At 72.5% G+C, this 24,847-nt stretch carries 19 protein-coding genes; 5 read left to right on the forward strand and 14 right to left on the reverse strand.

Annotated features, from left to right (window positions below; genetic code table 11):
• Positions 1-143: 143 nt before the first annotated feature.
• On the reverse strand, positions 144-1,100 hold the full coding sequence (locus tag ACFZA0_RS21530; protein ID WP_391019255.1) for a LysR substrate-binding domain-containing protein: 957 nt from the start codon (positions 1,098-1,100) through the stop codon (positions 144-146).
• A gap of 104 nt (positions 1,101-1,204) precedes the next feature.
• On the opposite strand from ACFZA0_RS21530, the gene ACFZA0_RS21535 reads away from it, so the two are divergent.
• A complete protein-coding gene (locus ACFZA0_RS21535; protein WP_391019258.1) occupies positions 1,205-2,200 on the forward strand; it encodes a zinc-binding dehydrogenase in 996 nt (331 codons plus the stop codon).
• Positions 2,201-2,236: 36 nt separating this feature from the next.
• On the opposite strand, the gene ACFZA0_RS21540 is transcribed toward ACFZA0_RS21535, so the two are convergent.
• The 3 genes from ACFZA0_RS21540 to ACFZA0_RS21550 all read right to left on the reverse strand — a co-directional run bounded on the left by ACFZA0_RS21540 (position 2,237) and on the right by ACFZA0_RS21550 (position 5,561).
• Positions 2,237-2,785: a GNAT family N-acetyltransferase gene (locus ACFZA0_RS21540; protein ID WP_391019260.1), complete on the reverse strand. Its 549-nt coding sequence runs from the start codon at positions 2,783-2,785 to the stop codon at positions 2,237-2,239.
• Positions 2,786-2,934: 149 nt separating this feature from the next.
• Positions 2,935-4,566, reverse strand: coding sequence for an L-glutamate gamma-semialdehyde dehydrogenase (gene pruA / locus ACFZA0_RS21545; protein WP_391019263.1), 1,632 nt, complete (start codon positions 4,564-4,566; stop codon positions 2,935-2,937).
• Positions 4,567-4,634: 68 nt separating this feature from the next.
• Positions 4,635-5,561 (reverse strand): proline dehydrogenase family protein, encoded by a 927-nt coding sequence (locus ACFZA0_RS21550; RefSeq protein WP_391019266.1) that lies wholly within the window; start codon positions 5,559-5,561, stop codon positions 4,635-4,637.
• Positions 5,562-5,703: 142 nt separating this feature from the next.
• On the opposite strand from ACFZA0_RS21550, the gene ACFZA0_RS21555 reads away from it, so the two are divergent.
• Positions 5,704-6,939, forward strand: coding sequence for a helix-turn-helix domain-containing protein (locus ACFZA0_RS21555; RefSeq protein ID WP_391019269.1), 1,236 nt, complete (start codon positions 5,704-5,706; stop codon positions 6,937-6,939).
• A 33-nt stretch (positions 6,940-6,972) separates the two neighbouring features.
• Here ACFZA0_RS21555 and ACFZA0_RS21560 read toward each other — a convergent pair whose 3' ends face one another.
• On the reverse strand, positions 6,973-7,566 hold the full coding sequence (locus tag ACFZA0_RS21560) for a TetR family transcriptional regulator (RefSeq protein ID WP_391019271.1): 594 nt from the start codon (positions 7,564-7,566) through the stop codon (positions 6,973-6,975).
• A gap of 110 nt (positions 7,567-7,676) precedes the next feature.
• Here ACFZA0_RS21560 and ACFZA0_RS21565 point away from each other — a divergent pair, with 110 nt between their 5' ends.
• Positions 7,677-9,320, forward strand: a complete 1,644-nt coding sequence (locus tag ACFZA0_RS21565) for an MFS transporter (RefSeq protein WP_391019274.1) — start codon at positions 7,677-7,679, stop codon at positions 9,318-9,320.
• A gap of 90 nt (positions 9,321-9,410) precedes the next feature.
• Here ACFZA0_RS21565 and serA read toward each other — a convergent pair whose 3' ends face one another.
• From serA to ACFZA0_RS21595, 6 genes are all read right to left on the reverse strand, one after another.
• Positions 9,411-11,006 carry a phosphoglycerate dehydrogenase gene (gene serA / locus ACFZA0_RS21570; protein ID WP_391019277.1) on the reverse strand — a complete coding sequence of 532 codons (1,596 nt, stop codon included), beginning with the start codon at positions 11,004-11,006 and terminating at the stop codon, positions 9,411-9,413.
• A gap of 285 nt (positions 11,007-11,291) precedes the next feature.
• Positions 11,292-12,293, reverse strand: coding sequence for a ketol-acid reductoisomerase (gene ilvC / locus ACFZA0_RS21575; RefSeq protein ID WP_391019280.1), 1,002 nt, complete (start codon positions 12,291-12,293; stop codon positions 11,292-11,294).
• Positions 12,294-12,427: 134 nt separating this feature from the next.
• A complete protein-coding gene (gene ilvN, locus ACFZA0_RS21580; RefSeq protein ID WP_391019283.1) occupies positions 12,428-12,952 on the reverse strand; it encodes an acetolactate synthase small subunit in 525 nt (174 codons plus the stop codon).
• A gap of 26 nt (positions 12,953-12,978) precedes the next feature.
• Positions 12,979-14,829 (reverse strand): acetolactate synthase large subunit, encoded by a 1,851-nt coding sequence (locus tag ACFZA0_RS21585; RefSeq protein WP_391019286.1) that lies wholly within the window; start codon positions 14,827-14,829, stop codon positions 12,979-12,981.
• Positions 14,830-15,074: 245 nt separating this feature from the next.
• Positions 15,075-18,275 carry an EAL domain-containing protein gene (locus ACFZA0_RS21590; protein WP_391019288.1) on the reverse strand — a complete coding sequence of 1,067 codons (3,201 nt, stop codon included), beginning with the start codon at positions 18,273-18,275 and terminating at the stop codon, positions 15,075-15,077.
• A 196-nt stretch (positions 18,276-18,471) separates the two neighbouring features.
• The gene (locus tag ACFZA0_RS21595; RefSeq protein WP_391019291.1) at positions 18,472-19,434 is read right to left on the reverse strand and encodes an NAD(P)-dependent oxidoreductase; all 963 of its coding nucleotides are present in this window, start codon (positions 19,432-19,434) and stop codon (positions 18,472-18,474) included.
• Between the two features lie 75 nt (positions 19,435-19,509).
• On the opposite strand from ACFZA0_RS21595, the gene ACFZA0_RS21600 reads away from it, so the two are divergent.
• Together ACFZA0_RS21600 and ACFZA0_RS21605 are read left to right on the forward strand one after the other, a co-directional pair.
• Complete coding sequence (locus ACFZA0_RS21600; protein ID WP_391019293.1) at positions 19,510-20,508, forward strand: aldo/keto reductase; 999 nt, start codon at positions 19,510-19,512, stop codon at positions 20,506-20,508.
• A gap of 128 nt (positions 20,509-20,636) precedes the next feature.
• Positions 20,637-21,824, forward strand: coding sequence for a PQQ-dependent sugar dehydrogenase (locus ACFZA0_RS21605; RefSeq protein ID WP_391019296.1), 1,188 nt, complete (start codon positions 20,637-20,639; stop codon positions 21,822-21,824).
• A gap of 54 nt (positions 21,825-21,878) precedes the next feature.
• Here the strand turns inward: ACFZA0_RS21605 and ACFZA0_RS21610 are convergent, their stop codons facing one another.
• The 3 genes from ACFZA0_RS21610 to gatB form a co-directional block, all read right to left on the reverse strand.
• Entirely contained in the window at positions 21,879-22,214 is a 336-nt protein-coding gene (locus tag ACFZA0_RS21610) for a DUF6191 domain-containing protein (protein ID WP_391019299.1), read from the reverse strand.
• Between the two features lie 198 nt (positions 22,215-22,412).
• Complete coding sequence (locus ACFZA0_RS21615; protein ID WP_391019302.1) at positions 22,413-23,045, reverse strand: hypothetical protein; 633 nt, start codon at positions 23,043-23,045, stop codon at positions 22,413-22,415.
• Between the two features lie 283 nt (positions 23,046-23,328).
• Positions 23,329-24,840: an Asp-tRNA(Asn)/Glu-tRNA(Gln) amidotransferase subunit GatB gene (gene gatB / locus ACFZA0_RS21620; RefSeq protein WP_391019304.1), complete on the reverse strand. Its 1,512-nt coding sequence runs from the start codon at positions 24,838-24,840 to the stop codon at positions 23,329-23,331.
• Between the last annotated feature and the right edge of the window lie 7 nt (positions 24,841-24,847).

Below are 24,847 nucleotides of genomic sequence, written 5' to 3' on the forward strand. Positions count from 1 at the left end.
CACGACCGCCGATCGCCGGATCTGGCGAGACGTTCGGCTCCTACAAAGCTAAGGGAGCGGAGGTCATCTGTCTCCACAATTACTCGGACTTCCTACTATCTGAGACGGAAACTCAAGCCGAGTGTGCTTCACCTGCGGAAACGTCAGACGGCCAGGTGGCGTACGGCGTCGTGCCGGACCGCGCGCAGCTCCCGCACGAGAGAGCGCACGGCGAGGGTCCGCGCCGACTCGGGAGTGGTGACGTGACCGATGCGACGGGTGGGGCGGCCGGGACCGAGAGCGGTGATCTCGACGGTGAGCGGTGCTCCGCTCAGGGAGAGCACCGGCATCACCGCCATGCCGAGACCGATGCCCACCATCGAGAGCACCGCCCCGTCGTCCTCCGCGCGCACGGTCGCCGTCGGCAGCCAGTCCTGCGCGGCCCACCACCGCCGCGTGGACGACGAGCAGTTCTCGGTCCAGTCGACCAGCGGCAGCGAGCGCGGGTCGGGATGCCCGGCCGGGTGGACCAGGGCGTAGGGCTCCTCCAGGAGCACCTCCCCCACCACCCCCGGCGGCAGCGGCACGGCCGTGCCCAGGGTCGCGATCCCGATGTCGGCCCGCCCGGCGGCGACCTCCCCGGCCACCCCGGCGCCGACCTCCCGCACCACGCGCACGGTCGGCTCCAGGCCCGGATGCCGTGCGGCCAGCCGTTCGAGGGCCGGCGGCAGCAGGTGCAGGGCCGCGCTGCGGAACGCGGCGACGCGCAGCGGCCCGGCCGCAGTGTCGCCGCCGTCCGGCCCCGCGCCGGCGCCCCGCGCCTCCGCGACCAGCGCCTCCAGCATCCGCAGCACCCGCCGGGCGTGCGCGACGGCGCGTTCACCGGCGGCCGTGGGGCGGGCGCCGTGCCGGCCGCGGTCGAACAGCACGACGCCCAGCTTGCGTTCGAGGGTGCGCACGGCGTGGGAGACGGCGGACTGCGTGGTGCCGAGGGCGGCACCGGCCGCCGAGAAGCCGCCCTCGCGGGCCACGGCGACCAGCACGCGCAGCTCCTGCGGCGCGAGGTCGGGGACGGAGGCCGGCGCGCCCCGGGTGCTCGGTCGCGGACCAGGTGTGCTCATCGTGGGGGCTCCCGCCTGCGCGTATGCGGACGTCTCATGGACCCGGACGTTCCATGAGCCCAACCCGGTGCCCGGCGCCGGAATTCCGCCCTAGCGTCGCCGCCATGACCGAGACCGCGCTCACCGTGCAGCAGACCTCCCGTCCGACCGGCTTCCCCACCGCCGCCCACTTCCGCTTCGCGGAGTCGCCCGTGCCGGAGCCCGCGCCCGGCACCGCCCTGGTGGAGAACCTCTACTGGTCGGTGGACCCGTACCACCGGGAGATGATGGACGGCGACTTCGCACTGGACGCCCCGCTGGAGGGGCGTGCGCTCGGCCGGGTCGTCGCGTCCCGCGAACCGGCCCTGCCCGAGGGCGAGATCGTCTTCCACCGGCACGGCTGGCGCACCCACTCCGTGGTCCGCCCGGACGAGGTCCGGCACCTGCCGCACCATCAAGGGGTGCCGCTCTCGGCGTACTTGGGCGTGCTCGGCGGCACCGGGCTGACCGCGTACACGGCCCTGACCCGGATCGCCCGGCTGCGCGAGGGCGACGACGTGTTCGTGTCGGCCGCGGCCGGCGGTGTCGGCACCGCCGCGGGACGGTTCGCGCGGCTGCTGGGCGCCGGCCGGCTCGTCGGCAGCGCGGGCGGCCCCGCGAAGGTGGCGTACCTGACCGAACGGGTCGGCTACGACGCGGCGTTCGACCACCGGGCGGGACCCGCGGCCGACCTCCTCGCCAAGGCCGCGCCCACCGGGATCGACCTGTTCGTCGACAACGTGGGCGGCGGTCAACTGGGCGCCGCGATCAGCGCGTTGCGGCCGCGCGGCAGGGTCGTGCGGGTGGGCACGATCAGCCAGTACAACCACCCGGACGCCCCGCCCGTCGTCCTCGACCACGCCGGGGTCGTCGAGAAGAGCCTGCGTATCGAGGGGTTCCTGGTGCGCGACCACCTGGATCTCCAGGAGGAGCTGTACGCGTTCGCCGTGCCCCATCTCCTCGCGGGACGGCTGGAGTCGGACGAGACGGTCGTCGACGGCTTCGAGCGGATCGTGGAGGCGTTCCTGTCGATGCTGCGGGGCGGCAACACGGGCAAGACCCTGGTGCGCGCGACGCGGTGAGTCCAACCCGCCCGCACGGCAGCAGAGTTGACGGGCTCAGAGCACGTCGCCCTCGCGCCAGTCGAAGACCAGCGGGTGCGCCGGGTCGAGGGGCGCCCCCGGCGTCGGGCGGACGAAGGTGCTGTCCTCCTCGTCGGACAGCCGGACCGGGCCCTCGGGACCGTGGGCGTGGACCTGCCCCGCCCACAACTGCCAGCCGCGCGAGCGGTACAGGTGCGCGCCCTCGTCGCTGGCGGAGAGCGCGCCCAGCTCGTACCGGTCGTCGAGGACGGCCTCCAGTTCGGCCATGACCAGGGCGCCGAGGCCGCCGCGCCGCGATCCCGGCCGCACGGCGACCGCCTCGACGTACCCGGTGCGCAGGACCCGGCCGCGGTGCTCGACCTCGCGCGGGACGACGCAGCCGTGGGCGGCCAGGCCCCGTTCGTCGGACAGCAGGACGTGGGTGCCGCCGAGGGCGTGCGCCCAGTCGTCGTCGCCGAAGCCGCCGTCGAAGGCCGCGTCGAGGAACGCGTGCAGCTCTCCGAGTGCGGCGAGGCCGAGCTCGCCGGTGCTGACGACGCGGGCGGTGTGCGGGCGGAGAGTCATGAGGTCAGTGTGGTCGAAGCAGCGGCCGCGCGGGGGCTGTTGGGGCACCGGGACGATTTTCCGGGTCCGGAACGCGCACGGGCCGGGCCCCGCTCCGAGGAGCGGAACCCGGCCCGGTGACCGGCCCGTTGGGGGGAACGGGCCGGAGATCAGCCCATGTGCGGGTAGGTGTAGTCGGTCGGGGAGACCAGCGAGTCCTTGATGGCGCGGGTCAGCGTCCAGCGCATCAGGTTCTGCGGGGCACCGGCCTTGTCGTTGGTGCCGGAGGAGCGGCCGCCGCCGAAGGGCTGCTGGCCGACGACGGCGCCGGTCGACTTGTCGTTGATGTAGAAGTTGCCGGCGGCGTAGCGCAGCTTGTCGGCCGTGTGGGCCGCCGCGGCGCGGTCGTTGGCGATGACGGAACCGGTCAGGGCGTAGTCGGAGACCGACTCCATCTGCTCCAGCATCTCGTCGTACTTGTCGTCCTCGTAGACGTAGACGCCGAGGAACGGGCCGAAATACTCGGTCGTGAAGACCTCGTTCTCCGGGTCGGTGCACTCGACGACGGTCGGGCGCACGAAGTAGCCGACCGAGTCGTCGTAGCTGCCGCCCGCGACGACCGTGCAGGTCGGGTCGCTCTTGGCGCGGTCGATGGCGGCCTTGTTCTTCGCGAAGGCACGCTCGTCGATCACGGCGCCGATGAAGTGCGACAGGTCGGTGACGTCACCCATGGTCAGGCCGTCGACCTCCGCCGCGAACTCCTCCTTGAAACCGGAGTTCCAGATGGAGGCGGGGATGTAGGCGCGCGAGGTGGCCGAGCACTTCTGGCCCTGGTACTCGAAGGCACCGCGGGTCAGCGCGGTCTTCAGCACGGCGCGGTCGGCGCTCGGGTGGGCGACGAGGAAGTCCTTGCCGCCGGTCTCGCCGACGAGGCGCGGGTAGGCGCGGTACTTCTCGATGTTGTTGCCGACGGTCTTCCACAGGTGCTGGAAGGTCTTCGTCGAGCCGGTGAAGTGGATGCCCGCGAGGTCGCGGTGCTCCAGGGCCACCTCGGAGACGGCGATGCCGTCGCCGGTCACCAGGTTGATGACGCCCTTGGGCAGCCCGGCCTCCTCCAGGACCTGCATGAGCAGGACGGCGGCGTGGGTCTGCGTCGGGGACGGCTTCCACACCACGACGTTGCCCATGAGGGCCGGGGCGGTGGGGAGGTTCGCGGCGATGGCCGAGAAGTTGAACGGCGTGATCGCGTAGACGAAGCCCTCCAGCGGGCGGTGGTCCATGCGGTTCCACACGCCGGCCGAGTTCGCCGGGGGCTGCTCGGCCAGGATCTGGCGGGCGTAGTGGACGTTGAAGCGCCAGAAGTCGACGAGCTCGCAGGGGCAGTCGATCTCGGCCTGCTGGGCGGTCTTCGACTGGCCGAGCATGGTGGAGGCGGCCAGCGTCTCGCGCCAGGGGCCGGACAGCAGCTCGGCGGCGCGCAGGATGATCGCCGCGCGGTCGTCGAAGGACATCGCGCGCCACGCGGGGGCGGCGGCCAGGGCGGCGTCGATCGCGTCCTGGGCGTCCTCGCGGGTGGCGTTGCGGCCGGTGCCGAGCACGGCCTTGTGGTTGTGCGGCTGCACGACCTGGAAGGCGTCGCCGCCGCCGAGGCGCTTCTCGCCGCCGATGGTCATCGGCAGGTCGACCGGGTTCTCGGCCAGCTCCTTGAGCCTGGCCTCCAGCCGGGCACGCTCGGGCGAACCGGGGGCGTAGCCGTGCACCGGCTCGTTGACGGGGGTGGGGACCTGGGTCACGGCGTCCATGGGTTGCGTAACTCCTTTGCTGAGCGGGGCGCTTGAGCTTGCGGGGGCGGCGGGGGCCGGTCCGGGTGTCAGCCCTTGCTGATCATCGAGCGGAGGAAGAAGCGCAGGTTCGCGGGCTTCTCCGCGAGGCGGCGCATGAAGTAGCCGTACCAGTCGGTGCCGTAGGCGGTGTAGACGCGCATCCGGTGCCCCTCGGCGGCCAGGCGCAGGTGCTCGTCGCCGCGGATGCCGTACAGCATCTGGAACTCGTACTCGTCGAGCTTGCGGCCGGCCTGCCGGGCCAGCTCCTGCGCGATGGTGATCAGGCGCGGGTCGTGCGAGCCGACCATCGGGTAGCCGTCGCCGAACATGAGGATCTTCAGGATCCGCACGTACGCCTTGTCGATCTCCGCGCGCTGCTGGTACGCGACCGACGCGGGCTCCTTGTAGGCGCCCTTCACGATGCGGACGCGGCTACCGGCGGCGGCCAGGCGGCGGGCGTCGTCCTCGGTGCGGAACAGGTACGCCTGGATCACGCAGCCGGTCTGCGGGAAGTCCTTCCGCAGCTCCTCGTGGATGGCGAACATCGAGTCGAGGGTGGTGTGGTCCTCGGCGTCCAGGGTGACCGTGGTGCCGATCGCGGCGGCGGCCTCGACGACGGGGCGCACGTTGGCGAGGGCCAGCTCATGGCCGTTCTCCAGCGCTTGGCCGAACATCGAGAGCTTCACGGACATCTCGGCGCGGGTGCCGAGGCCGAGGTCCTTGAGGTGGTCGATCAGCTCCAGGTACGCGTCCCGGGCGGCGGCGGCCTGCTCCGGCGTGGTGATGTCCTCACCGACGACGTCCATGGTGAGTTCGAGGCCCTTGTCGGTGAGGTCCGTGATGATCGGCACGACGCCGTCGACGGTCTCGCCGGGGATGAAGCGGTCGACGACCTGCTTGGTGACCGGGGCGGCCGAGATCAGGCGGCGCATCTTGTCGCTGCGCGAGGCGGCGAGAATCACGGGACCCAGCACGGGGCACCTCCACTGACGGGGCCGTAACGGCCGTGACCCGGCCGATCTGGCACGGCACGGGGAACCACCGTGAAACCTAGGGACCCTTTCGATCCTCGGCCACGGACACCTGTCACGCATCCGTGCCCCGGATCTCAGACAGATGTATGAAGGTTTCCGGCGGGTGCGGGACAATGGCCTCGTGACGTCGGAATACAGGGGCGACTACCAGGAGCTGGTCGACGAGATCTCGGAGCTGCTGGACGCTCCGGCGACGCTGGAGAACCGCGACTTCGAGCTGATCTCGTTCGGCGTGTACGACAGTGAGCAGGACCTCGACGCCGCCGCCCTGGACCCCGTGCGCACCCGCTCGATCCTCACCCGCCGCTCGACCGCGGCGGTCCGCTCCTGGTTCGAGGGGTTCGGCATCACCCGGGCCACCGGCCCGGTCCGCATCCCGCCCACCCCGGAGGCCGGCGTGACCCGCGGCCGGATCTGCCTGCCGGTACGCCATCGGGGTGTCGTCCTCGGATACGTGTGGCTCCTGGACGGCGAGCCGGGCCCCACCGATCAGCAGCTCGCCGCCGCGATGGAGGTCACCGGGCGGATCGGCGCGCTGCTCGCGGACGAGGCGCAGGCCGGCGCCGACCTGACGCGCGAGCTGCGCGCGGTGCTGACGGCCGAACGGGGCTGGCAGCGGGACATGGCGGTGGCCGCGCTGCGCACGGCGCTCGGCACGCGCGGCGAGGGCCCGCACACCCTGGTGTGCGTCGCGCCGTGGCCCTCCGCCGACCCCGACGACGCCCCCTCCGCGCGGGCGGTGCCGCACGTCACCGCGCTGTGCACGGCGCCGTGGGGCGCGAGCGCGCAGTGCCTGGCGGTGCTGGTGCGGCTGCGCGCGACGGACGTACGGGCCCCCGCCCTGACGGTCGCCGCACGGCTGCTGCGGGAACGCGCGGAGACCTGGAGCGCGACGGACCGCACCGCGCGGGCCGCCGCCGGGGTGGGCGAACCCCGGGGCGGGCTGGGCGAGTTGGACGCGGCCTGGCAGGAGGCGGCGGGCGCGGCGCGGGCCGCGCTGGCGGAACCGCGGTTCGGCCCGGTCGCGGAGTGGTCCGCGATCGGGCCGTACCGGCTGCTCACGACGCTGCCCTCGGACGCGGCCCACGACCCGGCGGTCGCCGCCCTGCTCTCCCCCGCCCAGCGGGAGCTGGCCCGCACGGCCGAGGTCTACCTGGACTGCGCGGGCCAGGCCGGCCGCACCGCGGCCGAACTGGGCATCCACCGGCAGACGTTGTACTACCGCCTGTCCCGCGTCGAGCAGCTCACGGGCCTGGACCTGGACGACGGCGAGGACCGCCTGCTGCTGCACATGGCGCTGAAGGGGGCGCGGCTGTAGCGCCCCGGACGAGGGGCGCCGGGCGGTCAGAGGTCAGCCCCGCGGTCCCGCGTCCCCGAACCCCGCCGTCACCCGCAGCAACCCCTCCGTGAGCTGCTCGCCGCTCGGGGCCGACTCCGGGTCGAAGGTGTGCTGGACGATCAGGCCCGACATCAGGCACATGTACAACTGGCCGAGCGTGTCGATCTGTTCGTCGGTGACCTCCGGCTCCGGGATGTCGTGGAGCATCGACACCAGGCCGCGCCCGCCCTCCCGCTGCGCCACCGCCAGGTGCTCGCGGACCGCCGGGATGCTGTCCCCCATCGCGATGACCTCGATGCTCAGGTGCCAGATCGAGTCCGGTTTGCCCATCGTGGCAACGACGTTGGACCACACCGCGCGGAACCGCTCCGGCGAGCCCGGCGCCGTGGACGCCACGTCGGCGGCCGGGTCGAAGCTCTCGGACTGGTCCCCCACCAGCGCCACGTACGCCTCGGCGAGCAGGGCGTCCTTGGAGCCGTAGTGGTAGCCGATGGACGCCAGGTTGGCGCCCGACGCCCGTGCGATGTCGCGCGCCGTGGTGCGCGCGAACCCCTTCTCCAGCAGGCAGCGCCTGGCACCTTCGAGCAGATCCTCACGGTTTCCCATGCGCGCCACCCTACCCGCGCCTGGGACAACCGTCCCATACGGGCGTACCATACGAGCGTTCTATACGTGCGTACTAGACAAGCGTTTAAGACGCCCGTACATTCACCGTCATGACGAACCCGCCGAGCAATCCGCCGAGCACCCCGTCGTCCGCCGCCCCCAACTCCCTTGCCGGGCGCCGGGAATGGACCGCGCTGTGCGTGCTGATGCTGCCGCTGCTGCTGGTCTCCATGGACGTCTCCGTCCTCTACTTCGCCATCCCCGCGATCACCGCCGACCTGGAGCCCAGCTCGACGCAGCAGCTCTGGATCTTCGACATGTACGGCTTCGTGCTCGCCGGCCTGCTGCTGACCATGGGTTCGCTCGCCGACCGGATCGGGCGGCGCCGGCTGCTGCTGGCCGGCGCGGCGGCCTTCGGGCTCGCCTCCGTCGCTGCGGCCTACGCGCAGACCCCGGGCCAACTCATCGCGGCGCGGGCGGTGTTGGGGGTGGGCGGCGCCACCCTGATGCCGTCCACCATGGCGCTGGTGCGGCAGATGTTCCGCGACGCGCGGCAGCGGGCGAAGGCCGTCGCCGTCTGGTCCGGCGTGATGACCGGTGGCGTCGCGCTCGGCTCGGTGCTCAGCGGTGTGCTCGTCGAGAACTTCTGGTGGGGCTCGGTCTTCCTCGTCAACCTGCCCGCCATGCTGATGCTGCTGGTGCTCGGACCGATCCTGCTGCCGGAGTCCCGCGACCCCGCGCCGGGCCGCTTCGACCTGCTGGGCGTCCCGCTGTCGCTGGCCGCCGTGCTGCCGGTGATCTGGGGGCTGAAGGAGATCGCGGCCCACGGGGCACACCCGGGGTACGTCGCCTCCCTCACCGTGGGGCTGCTGTTCGCCGCCCTGTTCGTACGGCGGCAGCGCACCGCGGCGGTGCCGATGATCCCGCCGTCGCTGTTCCGGGCCCGCGGCTTCGGTGCCGCCGCGGGGCTCAACCTCGTCGCCGCGTTCGCGATGATGGGCTCGGCGTACTTCACCACGCAGTACCTCCAGTCGGTACTGGGCAAGTCCCCGCTGTCGGCGGCCCTATGGTCGCTCGTGCCGTCCGTCGTCATCGGCGCCGCCGCCCCGCTGGCGGCCTCCCTGGTGGCCCGCGGGGTGCGGCGCCCGGTGGTGGTGGCCGGCGGGTTCACCGTGTCGGCGGCCGGGTTCGCGCTGCTGGTCCCGGCCGGAACGGACTCGCTGTGGCTGGTGCTGGCCGGGGCGGGCGTGCTGGCGGCGGGCATCGTCGTGGTGATGTCGCAGATCACCGACCTGGCGCTGTCCACCGCACCGCCGGAGCGGGCCGGTACCGCCTCCGCCGTGCTGGAGACGGGCCAGGAGTTCGGCGGCGCCCTCGGCATGGCGGTGCTGGGATCGGTCGGCACGGCCGTCTTCCGCGGCGGGATGCCCGACGGCGCCCCGGGGCCGGCCCGCGAGACCCTGGGCGGCGCCCTCGCCGTCGCCCGCGCCCTGCCCGCACGCGCCGGGGCCGAGCTGACCGCGACCGCCCGCACGGCGTTCACCCACGGCATGACCGTCGCGGCGGTCTGCGCGGGCGCCCTGCTGCTGGCGGCGGCAGTCGCGGCCCTGCTGATGCTGCGCGGCGCGACAGGCGGGCCGGAAGGCGGAGGCGAGGACGCCGGCGGCGCCGGGGCGGCGGACCTGCCCGGTCGGCGGGCCGAACCCGGCACCCGGCCGGCACCCGCCAACGCCGCTCGGGCACAGGCGGGTTGAGCGCGGGAACGACGAGGGGCCCGGTCCGTCCGCAGCTGCGGAACGGGCCGGGCCCCTCGTCGTCGGCGGGCAACCGGCGCCCGCCCGTGGTCAGTTCTGCAGGTTGACCGAGCGCACCGAGGTGGCGCCGGTCTCGGCGGCGATCTCCGCCAGCACCGGCGCGGGGACGGTGTCGTCCACGGTCAGCACGGCGAGCGCCTCGGCGCCCGCCTCACCGGCCCGGGAGACCTGCATGCCCGCGATGTTGATGCCCGCCTCGCCGAAGACCCGGCCGACGGTGCCGACGACACCGGGACGGTCCTCGTAGCGCAGGACGACCATGTGGTCGGCGAGCGCCAGGTCCACGTCGTACTCGCCGACGGCGACGATCTTCTGGAGGTGCTTGGGTCCGGCCAGCGTGCCCGAGACCGCGACCTCCTCGCCGCCGGCGAGCGTGCCGCGGACGGTGACGACGTTGCGGTGGTTGGGCGACTCCGAGCTGGTGGTCAGCCGCACCTCGACGCCGCGCTCCTGCGCGAACAGCGGGGCGTTGACGTACGACACCGTCTCGGCGACGACGTCCTCGAACACGCCCTTGAGCGCGGACAGTTCGAGCACCTTCACGTCGTGCTGGGTGATCTCGCCGTACACCTCGACGTCGAGCCGCACCGCGACCTCGCCCGCCAGCGCGGTGAAGATGCGGCCGAGCTTCTCGGCGAGCGGCAGGCCCGGCTTGACGTCCTCGGCGATGACGCCGCCCTGGACGTTGACCGCGTCCGGGACGAGTTCACCGGCCAGCGCGAGCCGCACGGAGCGGGCGACGGCGATGCCGGCCTTCTCCTGCGCCTCGTCGGTGGAGGCGCCCAGGTGCGGGGTGGCGACGACCTGGTCGAACTCGAACAGCGGGGAGTCCGTGCAGGGTTCCTTGGTGTACACGTCGAGGCCGGCGCCGGCGACGCGGCCCTCCTTGAGCGCCGAGTACAGCGCCTCCTCGTCGACGATCCCGCCGCGCGCGGCGTTGACGATGCGCACGGTCGGCTTCACCTTGCGCAGCGCCTCGTCGCCGATGAGACCGACCGTCTCGGGGGTCTTCGGCAGGTGGACGGTGATGAAGTCGGAGACTTCGAGCAGCTCGTCCAGCGTGAGGACCTTGACGCCCATCTGCGCGGCCCGTGCAGGCTGGACGTAGGGGTCGTACGCGACGACCTTCATGCCGAAGGCCGACATGCGCTGCGCGACGAGGGCGCCGATGCGGCCGAGGCCGACCACGCCGAGGGTCTTCTCGGCGAGTTCGACGCCGGTGTACTTGCTGCGCTTCCACTCGCCGTTCTTGAGCGCGGCGTTGGCCTGCGGGATGTTGCGGGCCGTGGCGAGCAGCAGGCCGCAGGCCAGCTCCGCGGCGGTCACGATGTTGGAGGTCGGCGCGTTGACGACCATCACGCCGGCCTTGGTGGCGGCGGAGACGTCGACGTTGTCCAGACCGACACCGGCGCGCGCGACGACCTTCAGGCGCTTGGCGGCGGCGACCGCCTCGGCGTCGACCTTGGTCGCGGAGCGGATCAGGATCGCGTCCACGTCGGCGAGGGCGGGGAGCAGTTCGGCCCGGTCCGCGCCGTTGCAGTGGCGGATCTCGAAGTCCGGACCGAGCGCGTCCACGGTGGCGGGCGACAGCTCTTCGGCGATGAGTACGACAGGTTTCGAGCTCACGTGGGTCCTCACAAGTCCAAAGCGTGCGGACGGCCGTCCCGACGGCCGCAGGCGGAGGAGGGGTGCCGGGGCGTTGACTCCCCCGGCCGCGTGGAAGACGCACGACTCTGTGGGCCTGACGCGTATGTGTCCAGCAGTGTAGTGGCGCCGGCTGCATCGTCATGCGCCCCTGCGTAAGGATCACCCGTCCGTGGCTGGACGGGATGGACAACACCAGGACGCCGCAATGGGTCCGGATGTGCCCGGAGGGGCCGGGGAGTTGTGCCCCGGCCCCTCCGTGAAGGCTTACGCCTCCTCGTCGTTCACCCAGCTCATGAGCTTGCGCAGCTCCTTGCCGGTGGTCTCCAGGAGGCTCTTCTCGTCCTGGCTCTTGTACTCGTTGTACTTCTTCAGGCCCGAGTGGTACTCGTCCATCCAGTTCTTGGCGAAGGTGCCGTCCTGGATCTCGGCGAGGACCTTCTTCATCTCGGCCTTGGTGGCGTCCGTGATGATCCGCGGGCCGGTGATGTAGTCGCCCCACTCGGCGGTCTCCGAGACGGACCAGCGCATCTTCTCCAGGCCGCCCTCGTACATGAGGTCGACGATGAGCTTCAGCTCGTGCAGGCACTCGAAGTACGCGATCTCGGGCTGGTAACCGGCCTCGGTCAGCGTCTCGAAACCGGCCTTGACCAGGGCGGCGGTGCCACCGCAGAGGACGGCCTGCTCACCGAACAGGTCGGTCTCGGTCTCCTCGGTGAAGGTCGTCTTGATGACGCCGGCGCGGGTGCCGCCGATGCCCTTCGCGTACGAGAGGGCCAGCGCCAGGCCGTTGCCCGACGGGTCCTGCTCGACGGCCACGATGCACGGAACGCCGCGGCCCTCCTCGTACTGGCGGCGCACCAGGTGACCGGGGCCCTTGGGGGCGACCATGCAGACGTCGACGTTGGCCGGCGGCTTGATGAAGTCGAAGCGGATGTTCAGGCCGTGGCCGAAGAACAGCGCGTCGCCGTCCTTGAGGTTGTCCTTGATGGACTCCTCGTAGACCTGGGCCTGGATCGGGTCCGGGACCAGGATCATGATGACGTCGGCCTCGGCGGCGGCCTCGGCGGGCGTCACCACGCGCAGGCCCTGCTCCTCGGCCTTGGCCTTGGACTTGGAGCCCTCGTGCAGACCGACGCGGACGTCGACACCGGAGTCGCGCAGCGACAGCGCGTGGGCGTGGCCCTGGCTGCCGTAGCCGATGACCGCGACCTTGCGGCCCTGGATGATGGACAGGTCGGCGTCAGCGTCGTAAAACAGCTCGGCCACTTTGGGTTCTCTCCTTGGGGTGCAGGTGTTGCGTCCCACCGTATGACGGGGCGGGCGAGGGAGGTTCGGGGGTCTCGCGATGCGGGCGGCACCGCGGGGGCGGGCGGCCGTCGTCCGGGCCGCCCGCGCGGGGGTCAGGCGGAGCGGTCGAGGGCGCGCAGCGACCGGTCGGTGATCGAACGGCCGCCGCGGCCCACGGCGATGGTGCCGGACTGGACCAGTTCCTTGATGCCGAACGGCTCCAGCATCTTCAGCATGGCCTCCAGCTTGTCGCTGCCGCCGGTGGCCTCGATGGTGACGGCCTCCGGGGAGACGTCGACCGTCTTGGCGCGGAAGAGCTGGACGATCTCGACGATCTGGGAGCGCGTCTCGTTGTCGGCGCGCACCTTCACCAGGACCAGTTCGCGCTGCACGGCGGCGGCCGGGTCCAGCTCGACGATCTTCAGGACGTTGACCAGCTTGTTGAGCTGCTTGGTGACCTGTTCGAGCGGGAGCGCCTCGACGTTGACCACGATGGTGATGCGGGAGATGTCGGGGTGCTCGGTGACACCGACCGCGAGGGAGTCGATGTTGAAGCCGCGGCGGGAGAACAGCGCGGCGATCCGGGCGAGGATGCCCGGGGTGTTCTCCACCAGGACGGAGAGCGTGTGCTTGGACATGGGGGACCTACCTCTTCCTGCGGCTCTCAGTCGTCTTCGTTGTCGCCGAAGTCCGGGCGGACGTCACGGGCGGCCAGGATCTCGTCGTTGGACGTGCCGGCGGCGACCATCGGCCACACCATGGCGTCCTGGTGGACGATGAAGTCGATGACCACGGGCCGGTCGTTGATCGCGTTGGCCTCTTCGATGCACTTGTCCAGGTCGTCCACGGACTCGCAGCGGATCGCGTAGCAGCCCATGGCCTCCGCCAGCTTGACGAAGTCGGGAACCCGCGTCCCGGCGCTCGGCTCCTTGCCGCTGGCCCCCGGTCCGGAGTGCAGCACGGTGTTGGAGTAGCGCTGGTTGTAGAAGAGGGTCTGCCACTGGCGGACCATCCCGAGGGCGCCGTTGTTGATGATGGCGACCTTGACCGGGATGTTGTTCAGGGAGCAGGTGGTGAGCTCCTGGTTGGTCATCTGGAAGCAGCCGTCGCCGTCGATGGCCCACACCGTGCGGTCGGGTGCCCCGGCCTTGGCGCCCATCGCGGCGGGCACCGCGTAGCCCATCGTGCCGGCGCCGCCGGAGTTGAGCCACGACGCGGGCTTCTCGTACTGGATGAAGTGCGCGGCCCACATCTGGTGCTGGCCCACGCCCGCGGTGAAGATCGTGTCGTCCGGGGCGAGTTGGCCGATGCGCTGGATGACCTGCTGCGGGGAGAGCGAACCGTCGGCCGGCTGGTCGTAGCCGAGCGGGTAGGTCTCGCGCCAGCGGCTGAGGTCCTTCCACCAGGCGCTGTAGTCGCCCTGGTGGCCGTCCGCGTGTTCCTTCTGCACCGCCTGCACGAGGTCGGCGATGACCTCGCGGGCGTCACCGACGATCGGCACGTCGGCGATGCGGTTCTTGCCGATCTCGGCCGGGTCGATGTCGGCGTGGACGATCTTCGCGTGCGGCGCGAAGCTGTCCAGCCGGCCGGTGACCCGGTCGTCGAAGCGGGCTCCGAGGGCGACGATCAGGTCGGCCTTCTGCAGCGCGGTGACGGCGGCGACCGACCCGTGCATGCCCGGCATTCCCACGTGCAGCGGGTGGCTGTCGGGGAACGCGCCGAGCGCCATCAGCGTGGTGGTGACGGGCGCTCCGGTCAGTTCCGCGAGGACCTTCAACTCGGCGGTGGCGTTGGCCTTCAGGACACCGCCGCCGACGTAGAGGACGGGCCGCTTCGCGGAGGTGACGAGCTTGGCGGCCTCGCGGATCTGCTTGGCGTGCGGCTTGGTCACCGGGCGGTAGCCCGGCAGGTCCATGACCGGCGGCCAGGAGAACGTGGTCTTCGCCTGGAGCAGGTCCTTCGGGATGTCGACGAGGACGGGGCCCGGACGGCCGGTGGAGGCGATGTGGAACGCCTGCGCGACGACCCGCGGGATGTCCTCGGCCGCGGTGACCAGGAAGCTGTGCTTGGTGACCGGCATCGAGATGCCGACGATGTCCGCCTCCTGGAAGGCGTCCGTGCCGATCGAGGACGACACCACCTGGCCGGTGATCGCGACCAGCGGCACCGAGTCCATGTGCGCGTTGGCCAGCGGGGTGACCAGGTTGGTGGCGCCGGGACCCGAGGTCGCCATGCAGACGCCGACCTTGCCGGTCGCCAGCGCGTATCCCTCGGCGGCGTGGCCCGCGCCCTGCTCGTGGCGGACCAGGACGTGGCGCACCCGGGTCGAGTCCATGAGCGGGTCGTAGGCGGGGAGGATCGTGCCGCCCGGGATGCCGAACACCGTGTCTACCCCCACCTCCTCGAGAGAGCGGATGAGGGACTGCGCACCCGTGACGTGCTCGGGCGCGGACGGCTGTCCTCCGGAACGGGGCCGCGGCTGCGGGTGACGGTCCCCGGTGGCCTGCTCGGTCATCGGCATTCTCTTCTCGAAGCTGAGGGTGTTTTGCGTACTTCGTGCGGTGTTCTGGTGTTGTCCGGAGGGTGTCCGTGCAACAAAAAACCCCTCGTGCCGTGAGGCAAGCGAGGGGAGCGCGCCGGTGTGGGTCGCTGGGGATTCCGGATGCCCATCCGGTGGTTCCCAGCTCAGCCGACGCGCTGTCCAAGTACGAGAATTCGGGTGCGCATGGAACTGACCCTCCCCCCGGCACGCACTCAGTGTCAAGTGGGTGGGACGGGAGTCTCATTATGTGAGCGCAGGCTTGAGCCTCCCCCGAGGATCGCTGCAACGCCGGGCAGCACGGTGGCCGGAGCGCCCGCGGCGAAGGCGATCTGGCTGGTGGGGTGCGGTACCGGGTAGCGGCCGGACACCAGCGCGCGGCGCAGCCGGTACTCGTCGAGGCCGGCGGAGAACGCCATGCCCTGGCCGTGCGTGCAGCCCATCGCCCGCAGCGCCTCGACCTGTTCGGGCAGGTCGACGCCGTCCGCGACGGACTGCATGCCGAGATCGGTGGCGATCCGCAGCAGCCCGCTGGTGATCTTGTGGAGCCGGGCGGACTCCACGACTCCCTCCACCAGGCCCCGATCCAGCTTCAGGACGTCGACCGGGAGCCGCCGGAGGGCGGTGATCGCCGCATAGCCGGAGCCGAAGCCGTCCAGCGCGATACGGACGCCGACGCGCCGCAGGGCGTTGAGGCGGCGCTCCAGTTCGTCGAGGCCCACCCGCGGGTCGGGGTCGGCCAGTTCGATGACGAGGGAGCCCGACGGCAGACCGTGCCGGGTGAGCAGCGCCTCGACGGACCCCAGCGGCAGGGAGCGGTCGAGCAGGCGGCGGACGCTGGTGCGGATCGTCACCGGCACGGGCAGGCCCGACGCGGCACGCTCGGCGGCCTGCGCGACGGCCTCCCTGAGGACCCAGCGGCCCAGTTCGGCGGTGCGGTCGGCGTCCTCGGCGACCCGCAGGAACTCGGCGGGCGTGAACGGCACGCCCTGCGGGGCGCGCCAGCGCGGCTGCGCGGCGACGGAGGTGATCCGGCCGTCCTCCAGCCTGACCACGGGCTGGTGCAGCAGGGCGAACTCGCCGTCGCTCAGGGCGGCGCGCAGCCGCGTGGCCAGCTCCGCCTTGCGGGCGACGTCCTGCTGCATCTGCGGCGCGTACAGCTCGACGCGGCCCTTGCCCGTGGACTTGGCGCGGTACATCGCGAGGTCGGCGTTGCGCAGCAACTCGCCCGCCCCGACGGCCGGTTCGGCGAAGGCGACGCCGATGGACGCGGCGACGCGGACGTCGTTGCCGTCGATGAGGTACGGCTGCGAGAGGGTCAGCCGCAGCCGGTCGGCGAGGTCCAGGATGTGCTGCTCGCGGGCGGCGTGGTCGCTGCCGCCGTCGCCGACGATCAGGGCCGCGAACTCGTCGCCGCCGAGCCGCGAGGCGGTGTCCCCGTGCCGGACGGCGTCCTGGAGCCTGCGCGCGGCCTGCACCAGCAGTTCGTCACCGGCCTGGTGGCCGATGCTGTCGTTGACGGCCTTGAAGCCGTCGAGGTCGATGAAGAGCACGGCGGTGCCGCGGTCGGAGAGCCTGCGGCCGGCCAGTGCCTGCTGCACCCGCCGGGTGAACAGGGCGCGGTTGGGCAGGTCGGTGAGCGGGTCGTGCTCGGCGTTGTGCTGCAACTGGGCCTGGAGGCGCACGCGTTCGGTGACGTCGCGGCTGTTGAAGATCAGCCCGCCGTGGTGCCGGTTGACGGTGGACTCGACGTTGAGCCAGCCACCGGCGCCGGAGCGGAAGCGGCACTCGATACGGGTGGTGGGCTCCTCGACGGGGCTCGCGGTGAGGAAGCGGCGCACCTCGTGCACCACCTCGCCGAGGTCCGACGGATGGATGAGGCCCGCCAGTTCGGTGCCGACCAGGTCCTCGGCGGCCCGTCCGTAGACGCCGGCGGCGGCCGGGGAGACGTACCGCAGGACGCCGTTGGGCGCCGCGATCATGATGACGTCGCTGGAACCCTGCACCAGGGAGCGGAAGTGGTTCTCCTTGTGCGCCAGTTCCTGCGTGAGGGTGATGTTGTCGAGCAGCATGATGCCCTGCCGGACCACCAGCGCGAGCACGACCGCGCCCGCGGTGACCAGCACGACGCGGTCGACGCTGTTGCCGCTGAGGACGTTGTAGAGCACGCCGAGCGTGCAGACCGCGGCGGCCAGGTACGGCGCGAGGGCCGCGAGCGAGCCGGAGATGGGGCGGGCCACCGCGTACCGGCCGGCCTCGCCGGGCAGCGGGGACGGGACCGCGGAGGTGTCGGGCCCCGGGGACGGCCGCCCCGGTACGTGACCGCGCACCACCCGGGTGTGCCCGTCGCCGTCCGCGTCGGTGCGCGGGGCGGCCCAGGGCGCGTACGCGAGGAGCAGCGAACCGGCGAACCAGCCGGCGTCGAGCAGTTGCCCGGAGCGGTAGTTGTAGTGCAGCAGGGGCGAGGTGAACAGGGCGTCGCACATCACGGTCAGGGCGAGGGCGCCGATGGCGGTGTTGACCGCGGAGCGGTTCATCGCGGAGCGCCGGAAGTGCAGCGCGAGCACCATGCTGACGAGGGCGATGTCGAGCAGCGGGTAGGCCAGCGACAGCGCGGCGTGCGCCACGCTCGGCCCGTCGAAGCGGGCGGCCTGCGCGAGCGCGAGGCTCCACGACAGGGTGAGCAGCGAGCCGCCGATCAGCCAGGCGTCGAGGCCCAGGCAGATCCAACCCGCCTTGCTGACCGGCCTCTTGGCGAGGACGAGCAGGCCGACGATGGCGGGCGGGGCGAAGCAGAGGAAGAAGAAGTCCGCGCAACTGGGGCTGGGCACCGGCTCGTCGAGGACGACCTCGTACCAGCCCCACACCGCGTTGCCGAGGGCCGCCATGGTCGAGGAGATCCCGAACAGCAGCCAGGCCGGTCGAAACCGGACCCGCCGTCGGCGCGCGTAGAGGAAGCACGAGACGGCGGCGCTGCCGGCCGCGAGGCTGAGGCCGAAGTCCCCCATGAACAGGGCGGCTTCGGGCGATCCCCAGCCCACGGCGGAACCCACCGCGTAACCGGCGCAGACCAGGGCGAGCAGCAACTGGCGGGCCAGGCTGCCCGCGCCGCCCGCGGCCGGCGGGCGGGGCAGCAGCGGCCCCGGGCGGCCCTGCGGGCGCGGGGCCGCGTCGAGAGTGCCGGCGGAGGACGGCGACGGGCTCACCGGGGCCTCCCGGTCCGTGCCGCCGACGGGTCCTGGTCCCGCCGCGCCGCCGGTGACTGGCGCCTGCGGCCACCGCGGCCGCGGGGCGGGTGGCCCTGCGGGCCGGGCGGGCTCTCCGGCCTGCCGGGGTGTTCGGCGCGGGGGCGGCGAACATGCGCCGCCGTCGTGCGCCAGGGTCGCCGCCGGCGGTTCCGCCGCGTCGGATCGCTCGTCCATTGGCCGTGCATCGCCCGTCGCCCCCCTCACAGTCTGAAACGTGTCCCCGGCGCCGAACGGTCAACGGCGCAGCCCCTGTCGGGACGATACACCAGTCTCGTCACTCAGGGACATAGTTCCTCTACGCTCCGTGACGACCAGGGGAGTTGCGGGCACGCTCCGCCTCCGGGGGCTCGCGGACGGTGCCCGAAACGGATCACGCGTCCTCCCCTCCCGTCGTCAGGATCACGTTACGCAGTGGTTCACCGCGCGTGTATCGATTCAACTGGTCGGCCAGCAACCGCTTGGCGCGCGGCAGGAAGGCGGAGGTCGGACCGCCGACGTGCGGGCTGATCAGCACGCCCGGCGCGCTCCACAACGGGTGCCCCGCGGGCAGGGGTTCGGGGTCGGTCACGTCAACCGCCGCCGTGATGCGCCCCGTTGCCAGCTCGGCCACCAGCGCTTCGGTGTCGACGACCGCGCCCCGGGCCACGTTGACCAGCAGGGCGCCGTCCTTCATGCGGGCCAGGAACTCCGCGTCCACCAGGTGGCGGGTGGCGTCGGACAGCGGTGTCGACAGGATCACGACGTCCGCCTCCGGGAGCAGGGCGGGCAGTTGGGCGACCGGGTGGACCGGGCCGCGCTCCGTCGTGCGCGCGGAGCGGGCGACCCGGTCCACCCCGGCGACCTCGAACGGCACGAGCCGGTCCTCGATCGCGGCGCCGATCGAGCCGTAACCGACGATCAGCACCCGCCGGTCGGCGAGCGCCGGGTGGAAGTCGCCCTGCCAGTGCTGCCGTTGCTGCTGCCTCACGAAACCGGGCACCCCGCGCAGCGAGGCGAGGGTGAGGGTGAGCGCCAGTTCCGCGGTGCTCGCCTCGTGGACGCCGCGGGCGTTGCACAGCCGCACCCCGGGCGGCAGCGAGGAGACCGCGGGCAGCACGTCGTCGATCCCGGCGGTGAGGGTCTGCACCACCTCCACGTTGCGCAGCCGCGCCAGCGGCCGGGTCTTGACCGGCTGCCGCTTCATGTACGGCACGACGTACACGGCGCAGTCCGCCGGATCGCCGGGAAACTCCTGGTCGCCGTCCTCACCCCCGTCCCAGAACAGGTAGCGGGGCCCCTCGGGGAGTCCCTCGATCTCCTCCGGGCGGACGGGAAGCCATACGTCGGTGCTCATGCCAGGAGGCTATGTCAGGGGCCGTGCAGGCAGAGGTTAGGTTGGGGGTGGCGGGAGAGGGAGGGGCACGACCAGGTGGAGCGCAGGACGATCGGCGCGACGGGACTCTCGGTGGGCGCCGTCGGGCTGGGGTGCATGCCGATGAGCTGGGCCTACAGCGGCTCGCGCCAGCGCGGCGACGAGTCGCTGCGGACCGTGCACGGCGCGCTCGACGCGGGGACCACGCTCCTGGACACCGCCGACATGTACGGCCCGTTCACCAACGAACTGCTGCTGGGGCGGGTGTTGAGACAGCGGCGCCGGGAGGCGTTCGTGTCCACGAAGGTCGGCCTGCTGGTCGGCGAGCAGCACCTCGTCGCCAACGGCCGCCCCGGGTACGTCAGACGTGCCTGCGACGCCTCGCTGCGCCGCCTCCAGACGGACGTCATCGACCTGTACCAACTGCACCGCGCCGACCCGGAGGTGCCCGTGGAGGAGACCTGGGGCGCGATGGCGGAGCTCGTACGGGCGGGAAAGGTACGGGCGTTGGGGCTGTGCGCGGTGGGCGCGCGCGCCCGGCGCCGGCCGGGGGCGGGGCTGTTCGACGCGACGGTGCGTCAACTGGAGTGCGTGCAGCAGGTGTTCCCGGTGAGCGCCGTGCAGGCCGAACTGTCCGTGTGGTCGCCCGAGGCGCTGGAGCGGCTGCTGCCGTGGTGCTCCGCGCGCGGCGTCGGGTTCCTGGCGGCGATGCCGCTCGGCAACGGCTTCCTCACCGGGACGCTCGTGCCGGGCGAGGGGTTCGAGGCGGACGACGTGCGGGCCCGGCATCCGCGCTTCACCGCCGAGATGATGGCGGCGAACCAGCCCGTCGTGGCCGGCCTGCGCCGCATCGCCGCCCGGCACGGCGACGACGTCACCCCCGCGCAGGTGGCCCTCGCGTGGGTGCTGGCGCAGGGCCCGCACGTCGTGCCGGTGCCGGGGGCGAAGCGGGCGCGCTGGGCGGCCGAGAACGCCCGCGCCGCCGCCCTGGCGCTGACGCCGCGCGACCTCGCGGAGGTGGCCGCCCTGCCCGCCGCGCGGGGCTCCTGGGACTGACGGGACGGCCCTCGCGCGGGGACGCCGGGCGCGGACCACGCGCGTACCGGTGCCCCGGACCGGGAACCAGGGGGACGCGGGCGGTGTAGACAGGAAGAGACCGCCGCGCCGAGAGGACCCGAGGGACCATGAACGTGCACCGTCGAACCGCACAGGCCGCCTCCGCCCCGGCCGCCGTGCTCGCGCTGCTGCTGGCGGCGGGCTGCTCCTCCGGGGACGGCGGGTCCGCCGACGGGGGCGCCACCCCCGGCGCCCCGGCCACCGCCGCGACGTCGCCGTCCGCGGCCCCGTCGCCGGAGACGGCGTCCGCGCCGCCCGCGAAGGGCACCGTGCGGGTGCTGCGGACGGTGGCCACGGGGCTGAAGAGCCCGTGGGGCGTGGCCCCGCTGCCGGACGGCGACGGCCTCCTCGTCGCCTCCCGCGACGAGGGCACCGTCACGCGCGTCGACACGGCGACCGGGAAGAAGACCGAACTGGGCGAGGTCTCCGGGGTCTCCCCGGCAGGCGAGGGCGGCCTGCTCGGTCTCGCCCTCTCCCCCGACTTCGGCTCCGACCACATGGTCTACGCGTACTTCAGTTCGGCCTCCGACAACCGCATCGTGCGGATGCTCTACGACGACAAGAAGCCGGCCGGCGAGCAGCTGGGCGCCCCGAGCACCGTCTTCAAGGGCATCCCCAAGGGCTACATCCACAACGGCGGCCGGATCGCCTTCGGCCCGGACGGGATGCTGTACGCGGGCACCGGCGAGAGCGGCAAGCAGGGCCTGTCCCAGGACACCAAGTCCCTCGGCGGCAAGATCCTGCGGCTCACCCCGGACGGCGAGCCCGCGCCGGGCAACCCGTTCCCGGACTCGCCGGTCTACAGCTACGGCCACCGCAACGTGCAGGGCCTGGCCTGGGACCCGGAGCAGCGGCTGTTCGCGTCCGAGTTCGGCCAGGACACCTGGGACGAGCTGAACGCGATCAAGCCGGGCGCCGACTACGGCTGGCCGGACGCCGAGGGCACGTCGAAGAACGCGAAGTACACGAACCCGATCGCCCAGTGGCACACCGACGACGCCTCGCCCAGCGGCATCGCGTACGCCGACGGCTCGATCTGGATGGCGGGGCTGAAGGGCGAGCGCCTGTGGCGCGTCCCGCTCGACGGCACGAAGGCGTCGGCGGACCCGCAGTCCTTCCTGAACGGCAAGTACGGACGGCTGCGCACGGTGGTCGCGGCCGGGGACGACAGGCTGTGGCTGGTCACCAGCAACACGGACGGGCGCGGGGACCCGAAGGCGGGCGACGACCGGATCCTGGAGCTGCGGGTGTCCTGACGGGCCCGGGTCCGGGCCCGTCGTCGGGAGGCGGGCCGGGCACGGGCGGGACGCTCAGGGGGCGGCGGGGTCCGGCGGCACGGCGTCCGCCGCCGGACCGGCGTCCGCCGCCGGTCCGGCGTCGCCGGACGGTTCGGTGCCTCGGGACGGTTCGGTGCCTCGGGACGGTTCGGCGCCGTCAGGAGCCGGATCCGCCGGTTCTGCCGGGTCTGCCGGTTCCGCCGCGTCCCGGTCCCGCTTGCGGACCACCACCTTGCCGGACGAGAGGTCTATCGGGCCGCGCCCGGGATCGCCGTCGCCGACGTCCTCGCGCGTGAGCTCCAGCCGGTTCTGCTCGTCGTGGGTGTGCTTGCGGCCCGGGGAGAACAGTTCCTCGAAGGCGTTGAACACGGTGTCCCATCCCTTCGGCCGCGGGCGCGGTCACCCCTCCATGGTCACCCCGTCGCGTGCAAAGGGCACGAAATTCCGCTCCGGGCGCACGGGCGACGGCCGCGGTCCGGGCACCCGGACCTGCGGCGGGCACGCGAAAGGGCCCCGTCCGGCGCTCTCGCGCCCGGGATGCGGGGCCCTCTCGGAAGCGTTCGCGGGTCAGCTCGTGGACGGCAGCCCGAGCAGCACGTCCGTGTACTTCAGGACGGCGAGCAGCAGGCCGATCACGCCCAGCACGACACCCGCCCAGGACACGGACTTGATCCACACGGCCTGCGGCTTCCCGGGCACGCCGAACGCGGGCCGGACGAGCACGACGACGCCGACGATCAGCGCGATCAGCGCGAAGGCGCCGCCCCAGAGGGCGCTGGTCTGCCAGGAGTCGCCGTAGATCGACTTGACCTGGGTGGCGACGCTGGCGGAGCTGGACGTCTGGAGCTGGCCGACGAGCTGCTGGCGGGCGGCGGCGACGGTGCCGATCCAGCTGCCCGAGAGGGAGACGAAGCCGAGCGCGGCGGAGACCACGGCGGCGGCGCCCATGGCGACACCGGTCGAGCCGTCCTGCTCGTGCGCGTGCGCGCCGAACTCGTCCACGCCGAACGCCTCGTCGTCGGCGTCGGCGATCTCGTCGCTCTCCGCGGCCTCGTCGGTCGCGGGGGCGGTCACGCCGGGCGTGGTCGCTGCGGCGGCGTCGCTCTTGGTGACGTCCGTGGTGGGGCCCGTCCTTTCCTCTTCGGCCTTGGCCGCGGCGCCGTTCTCGGCCGCGGCCTCGTCAACAGTGTTGGTTCCCATGTCTGGCACGGTACGGACGCTCTCTGAGAGGGGTCTTAATAATCGTTTCCGGGGCTGCGCGCGCGTGCTTGGCGCCACGCGCGCGGGCAGGCCGACGATGCTCACCACTCCACACGGTGCATGCCACGCTCGTCAAACGTCCGGTCGACAATCGCGCGCATCGCACGTGTCACCCCGCTGTCGCCGCTCGTGCCACCGCCCCGGACGCGGCCCCCGGACGCACCGCGGGGGGCACGCGTCCCGAGGACGTCGCGCCCCCCGCAGGGATGCCGGTGCCCGGACGTCAGCCCTCGACGCCCAGCCGTTCCAGGATCAGTTCCTTCACACGGGCCGCGTCGGCCTGGCCGCGCGTGGCCTTCATCACCGCGCCGACCAGTGCGCCGGCCGCGGCGACCTTGCCGCCGCGGATCTTGTCGGCGACGCCCGGGTTGCCCGCGATGGCCTCGTCGACGGCGACCGTCAGCGCGCCGTCGTCGGAGACGACCTTCAGGCCGCGCTTGTCGACGACCTCGTCCGGCGTGCCCTCGCCCGCGAGGACGCCCTCGATGACCTGGCGCGCCAGCTTGTCGTTCAGGTCGCCCTTGGTGACCAGCTCGGTCACCCGCGCGACCTGCTGCGGGGTGATCGGCAGGTCTTCGAGCGAGGTGCCCGACTCGTTGGCGCTGCGCGCCAGTTCGCCCATCCACCACTTGCGGGCGGACGCGGCGTCCGACCCGGCGTCGATCGTCGCGACGATCAGGTCGAGCGCACCGGCGTTCAGGATCGACTGCATGTCGGTGGCCGAGATGCCCCACTCGTCGAGCAGGCGGGTGCGGCGCACCAGCGGCAGCTCCGGGAGCGCGGCCCGCAGCTCCTCCACCCACGCGCGCGGGGGCGCGACCGGCACGAGGTCCGGCTCGGGGAAGTAGCGGTAGTCCTCGGCCTCTTCCTTGATCCGGCCCGAGGTGGTCGAGCCGGTGTCCTCGTGGAAGTGGCGCGTCTCCTGCACGATCGTGCCGCCGCTGTTCAGGACCGCGGCGTGCCGCTGGATCTCGAACCGGGCCGCCCGCTCCACGGAACGCAGCGAGTTCACGTTCTTGGTCTCGGACCGCGTGCCGAACTTCTCCCGGCCGTGCGGGCGCAGCGACAGGTTCACGTCGCAGCGCATCTGGCCCATCTCCATGCGCGCGTCCGAGACGCCCAGCGCGCGGATGACCTCGCGCAGCTCCCGCACGTAGGCGCGGGCGACCTCGGGGGCACGCTCTCCCGCGCCCTCGATCGGCTTCGTGACGATCTCGATGAGCGGGATGCCGGCCCGGTTGTAGTCGAGCAGCGAGTGCGAGGCGCCGTGGATGCGGCCGGTGGCACCGCCGACGTGCAGCGACTTGCCGGTGTCCTCCTCCATGTGCGCGCGCTCGATCTCCACGCGGAAGGTCTCCCCGTCCTCCAGCTGCACGTCGAGGTAGCCGTTGAAGGCGATCGGCTCGTCGTACTGGGAGGTCTGGAAGTTCTTCGGCATGTCCGGATAGAAGTAGTTCTTCCGGGCGAAGCGGCACCACTCGGCGATCTCGCAGTTCAGCGCGAGGCCGATCTTGGCCGCCGACTCGACGCCGATCGCGTTGACGACGGGCAGCGCGCCGGGCATGCCGAGGCACACGGGACACGTCTGCGAGTTGGGCTCCGCGCCCAGCTCCGTGGAGCACCCGCAGAACATCTTCGTCTTGGTGCCGAGTTCGACATGGACCTCAAGGCCCATGACGGGGTCGTACGACGCCAGCGCGTCCTCGTACGACTCCAGTTCGGTCGTGGTGGTCACGGTGAAA

The organism is Streptomyces sp. NPDC008150, assembly GCF_042956945.1.
Taxonomy (GTDB): Bacteria; Actinomycetota; Actinomycetes; order Streptomycetales; family Streptomycetaceae; genus Streptomyces.

What these genes read in the sequence shown, in the direction of transcription:
- ACFZA0_RS21555 (WP_391019269.1), top strand. Translation starts at nt 5,704, where the DNA reads ATGTATGAAGGTTTCCGGCGGGTGCGGGACAATGGCCTCGTGACGTCG.
- ACFZA0_RS21565 (WP_391019274.1), top strand. Translation starts at nt 7,677, where the DNA reads ATGACGAACCCGCCGAGCAATCCGCCGAGCACCCCGTCGTCCGCCGCC.
- ACFZA0_RS21530 (WP_391019255.1), bottom strand. Translation starts at nt 1,100, where the DNA reads ATGAGCACACCTGGTCCGCGACCGAGCACCCGGGGCGCGCCGGCCTCC.
- ACFZA0_RS21615 (WP_391019302.1), bottom strand. Translation starts at nt 23,045, where the DNA reads ATGGGAACCAACACTGTTGACGAGGCCGCGGCCGAGAACGGCGCCGCG.
- ACFZA0_RS21535 (WP_391019258.1), top strand. Translation starts at nt 1,205, where the DNA reads ATGACCGAGACCGCGCTCACCGTGCAGCAGACCTCCCGTCCGACCGGC.
- pruA (WP_391019263.1), bottom strand. Translation starts at nt 4,566, where the DNA reads ATGGACGCCGTGACCCAGGTCCCCACCCCCGTCAACGAGCCGGTGCAC.
- ACFZA0_RS21595 (WP_391019291.1), bottom strand. Translation starts at nt 19,434, where the DNA reads ATGAGCACCGACGTATGGCTTCCCGTCCGCCCGGAGGAGATCGAGGGA.
- ACFZA0_RS21560 (WP_391019271.1), bottom strand. Translation starts at nt 7,566, where the DNA reads ATGGGAAACCGTGAGGATCTGCTCGAAGGTGCCAGGCGCTGCCTGCTG.
- ACFZA0_RS21540 (WP_391019260.1), bottom strand. Translation starts at nt 2,785, where the DNA reads ATGACTCTCCGCCCGCACACCGCCCGCGTCGTCAGCACCGGCGAGCTC.
- ACFZA0_RS21590 (WP_391019288.1), bottom strand. Translation starts at nt 18,275, where the DNA reads ATGGACGAGCGATCCGACGCGGCGGAACCGCCGGCGGCGACCCTGGCG.
- ilvN (WP_391019283.1), bottom strand. Translation starts at nt 12,952, where the DNA reads ATGTCCAAGCACACGCTCTCCGTCCTGGTGGAGAACACCCCGGGCATC.
- ACFZA0_RS21585 (WP_391019286.1), bottom strand. Translation starts at nt 14,829, where the DNA reads ATGACCGAGCAGGCCACCGGGGACCGTCACCCGCAGCCGCGGCCCCGT.
- ACFZA0_RS21605 (WP_391019296.1), top strand. Translation starts at nt 20,637, where the DNA reads ATGAACGTGCACCGTCGAACCGCACAGGCCGCCTCCGCCCCGGCCGCC.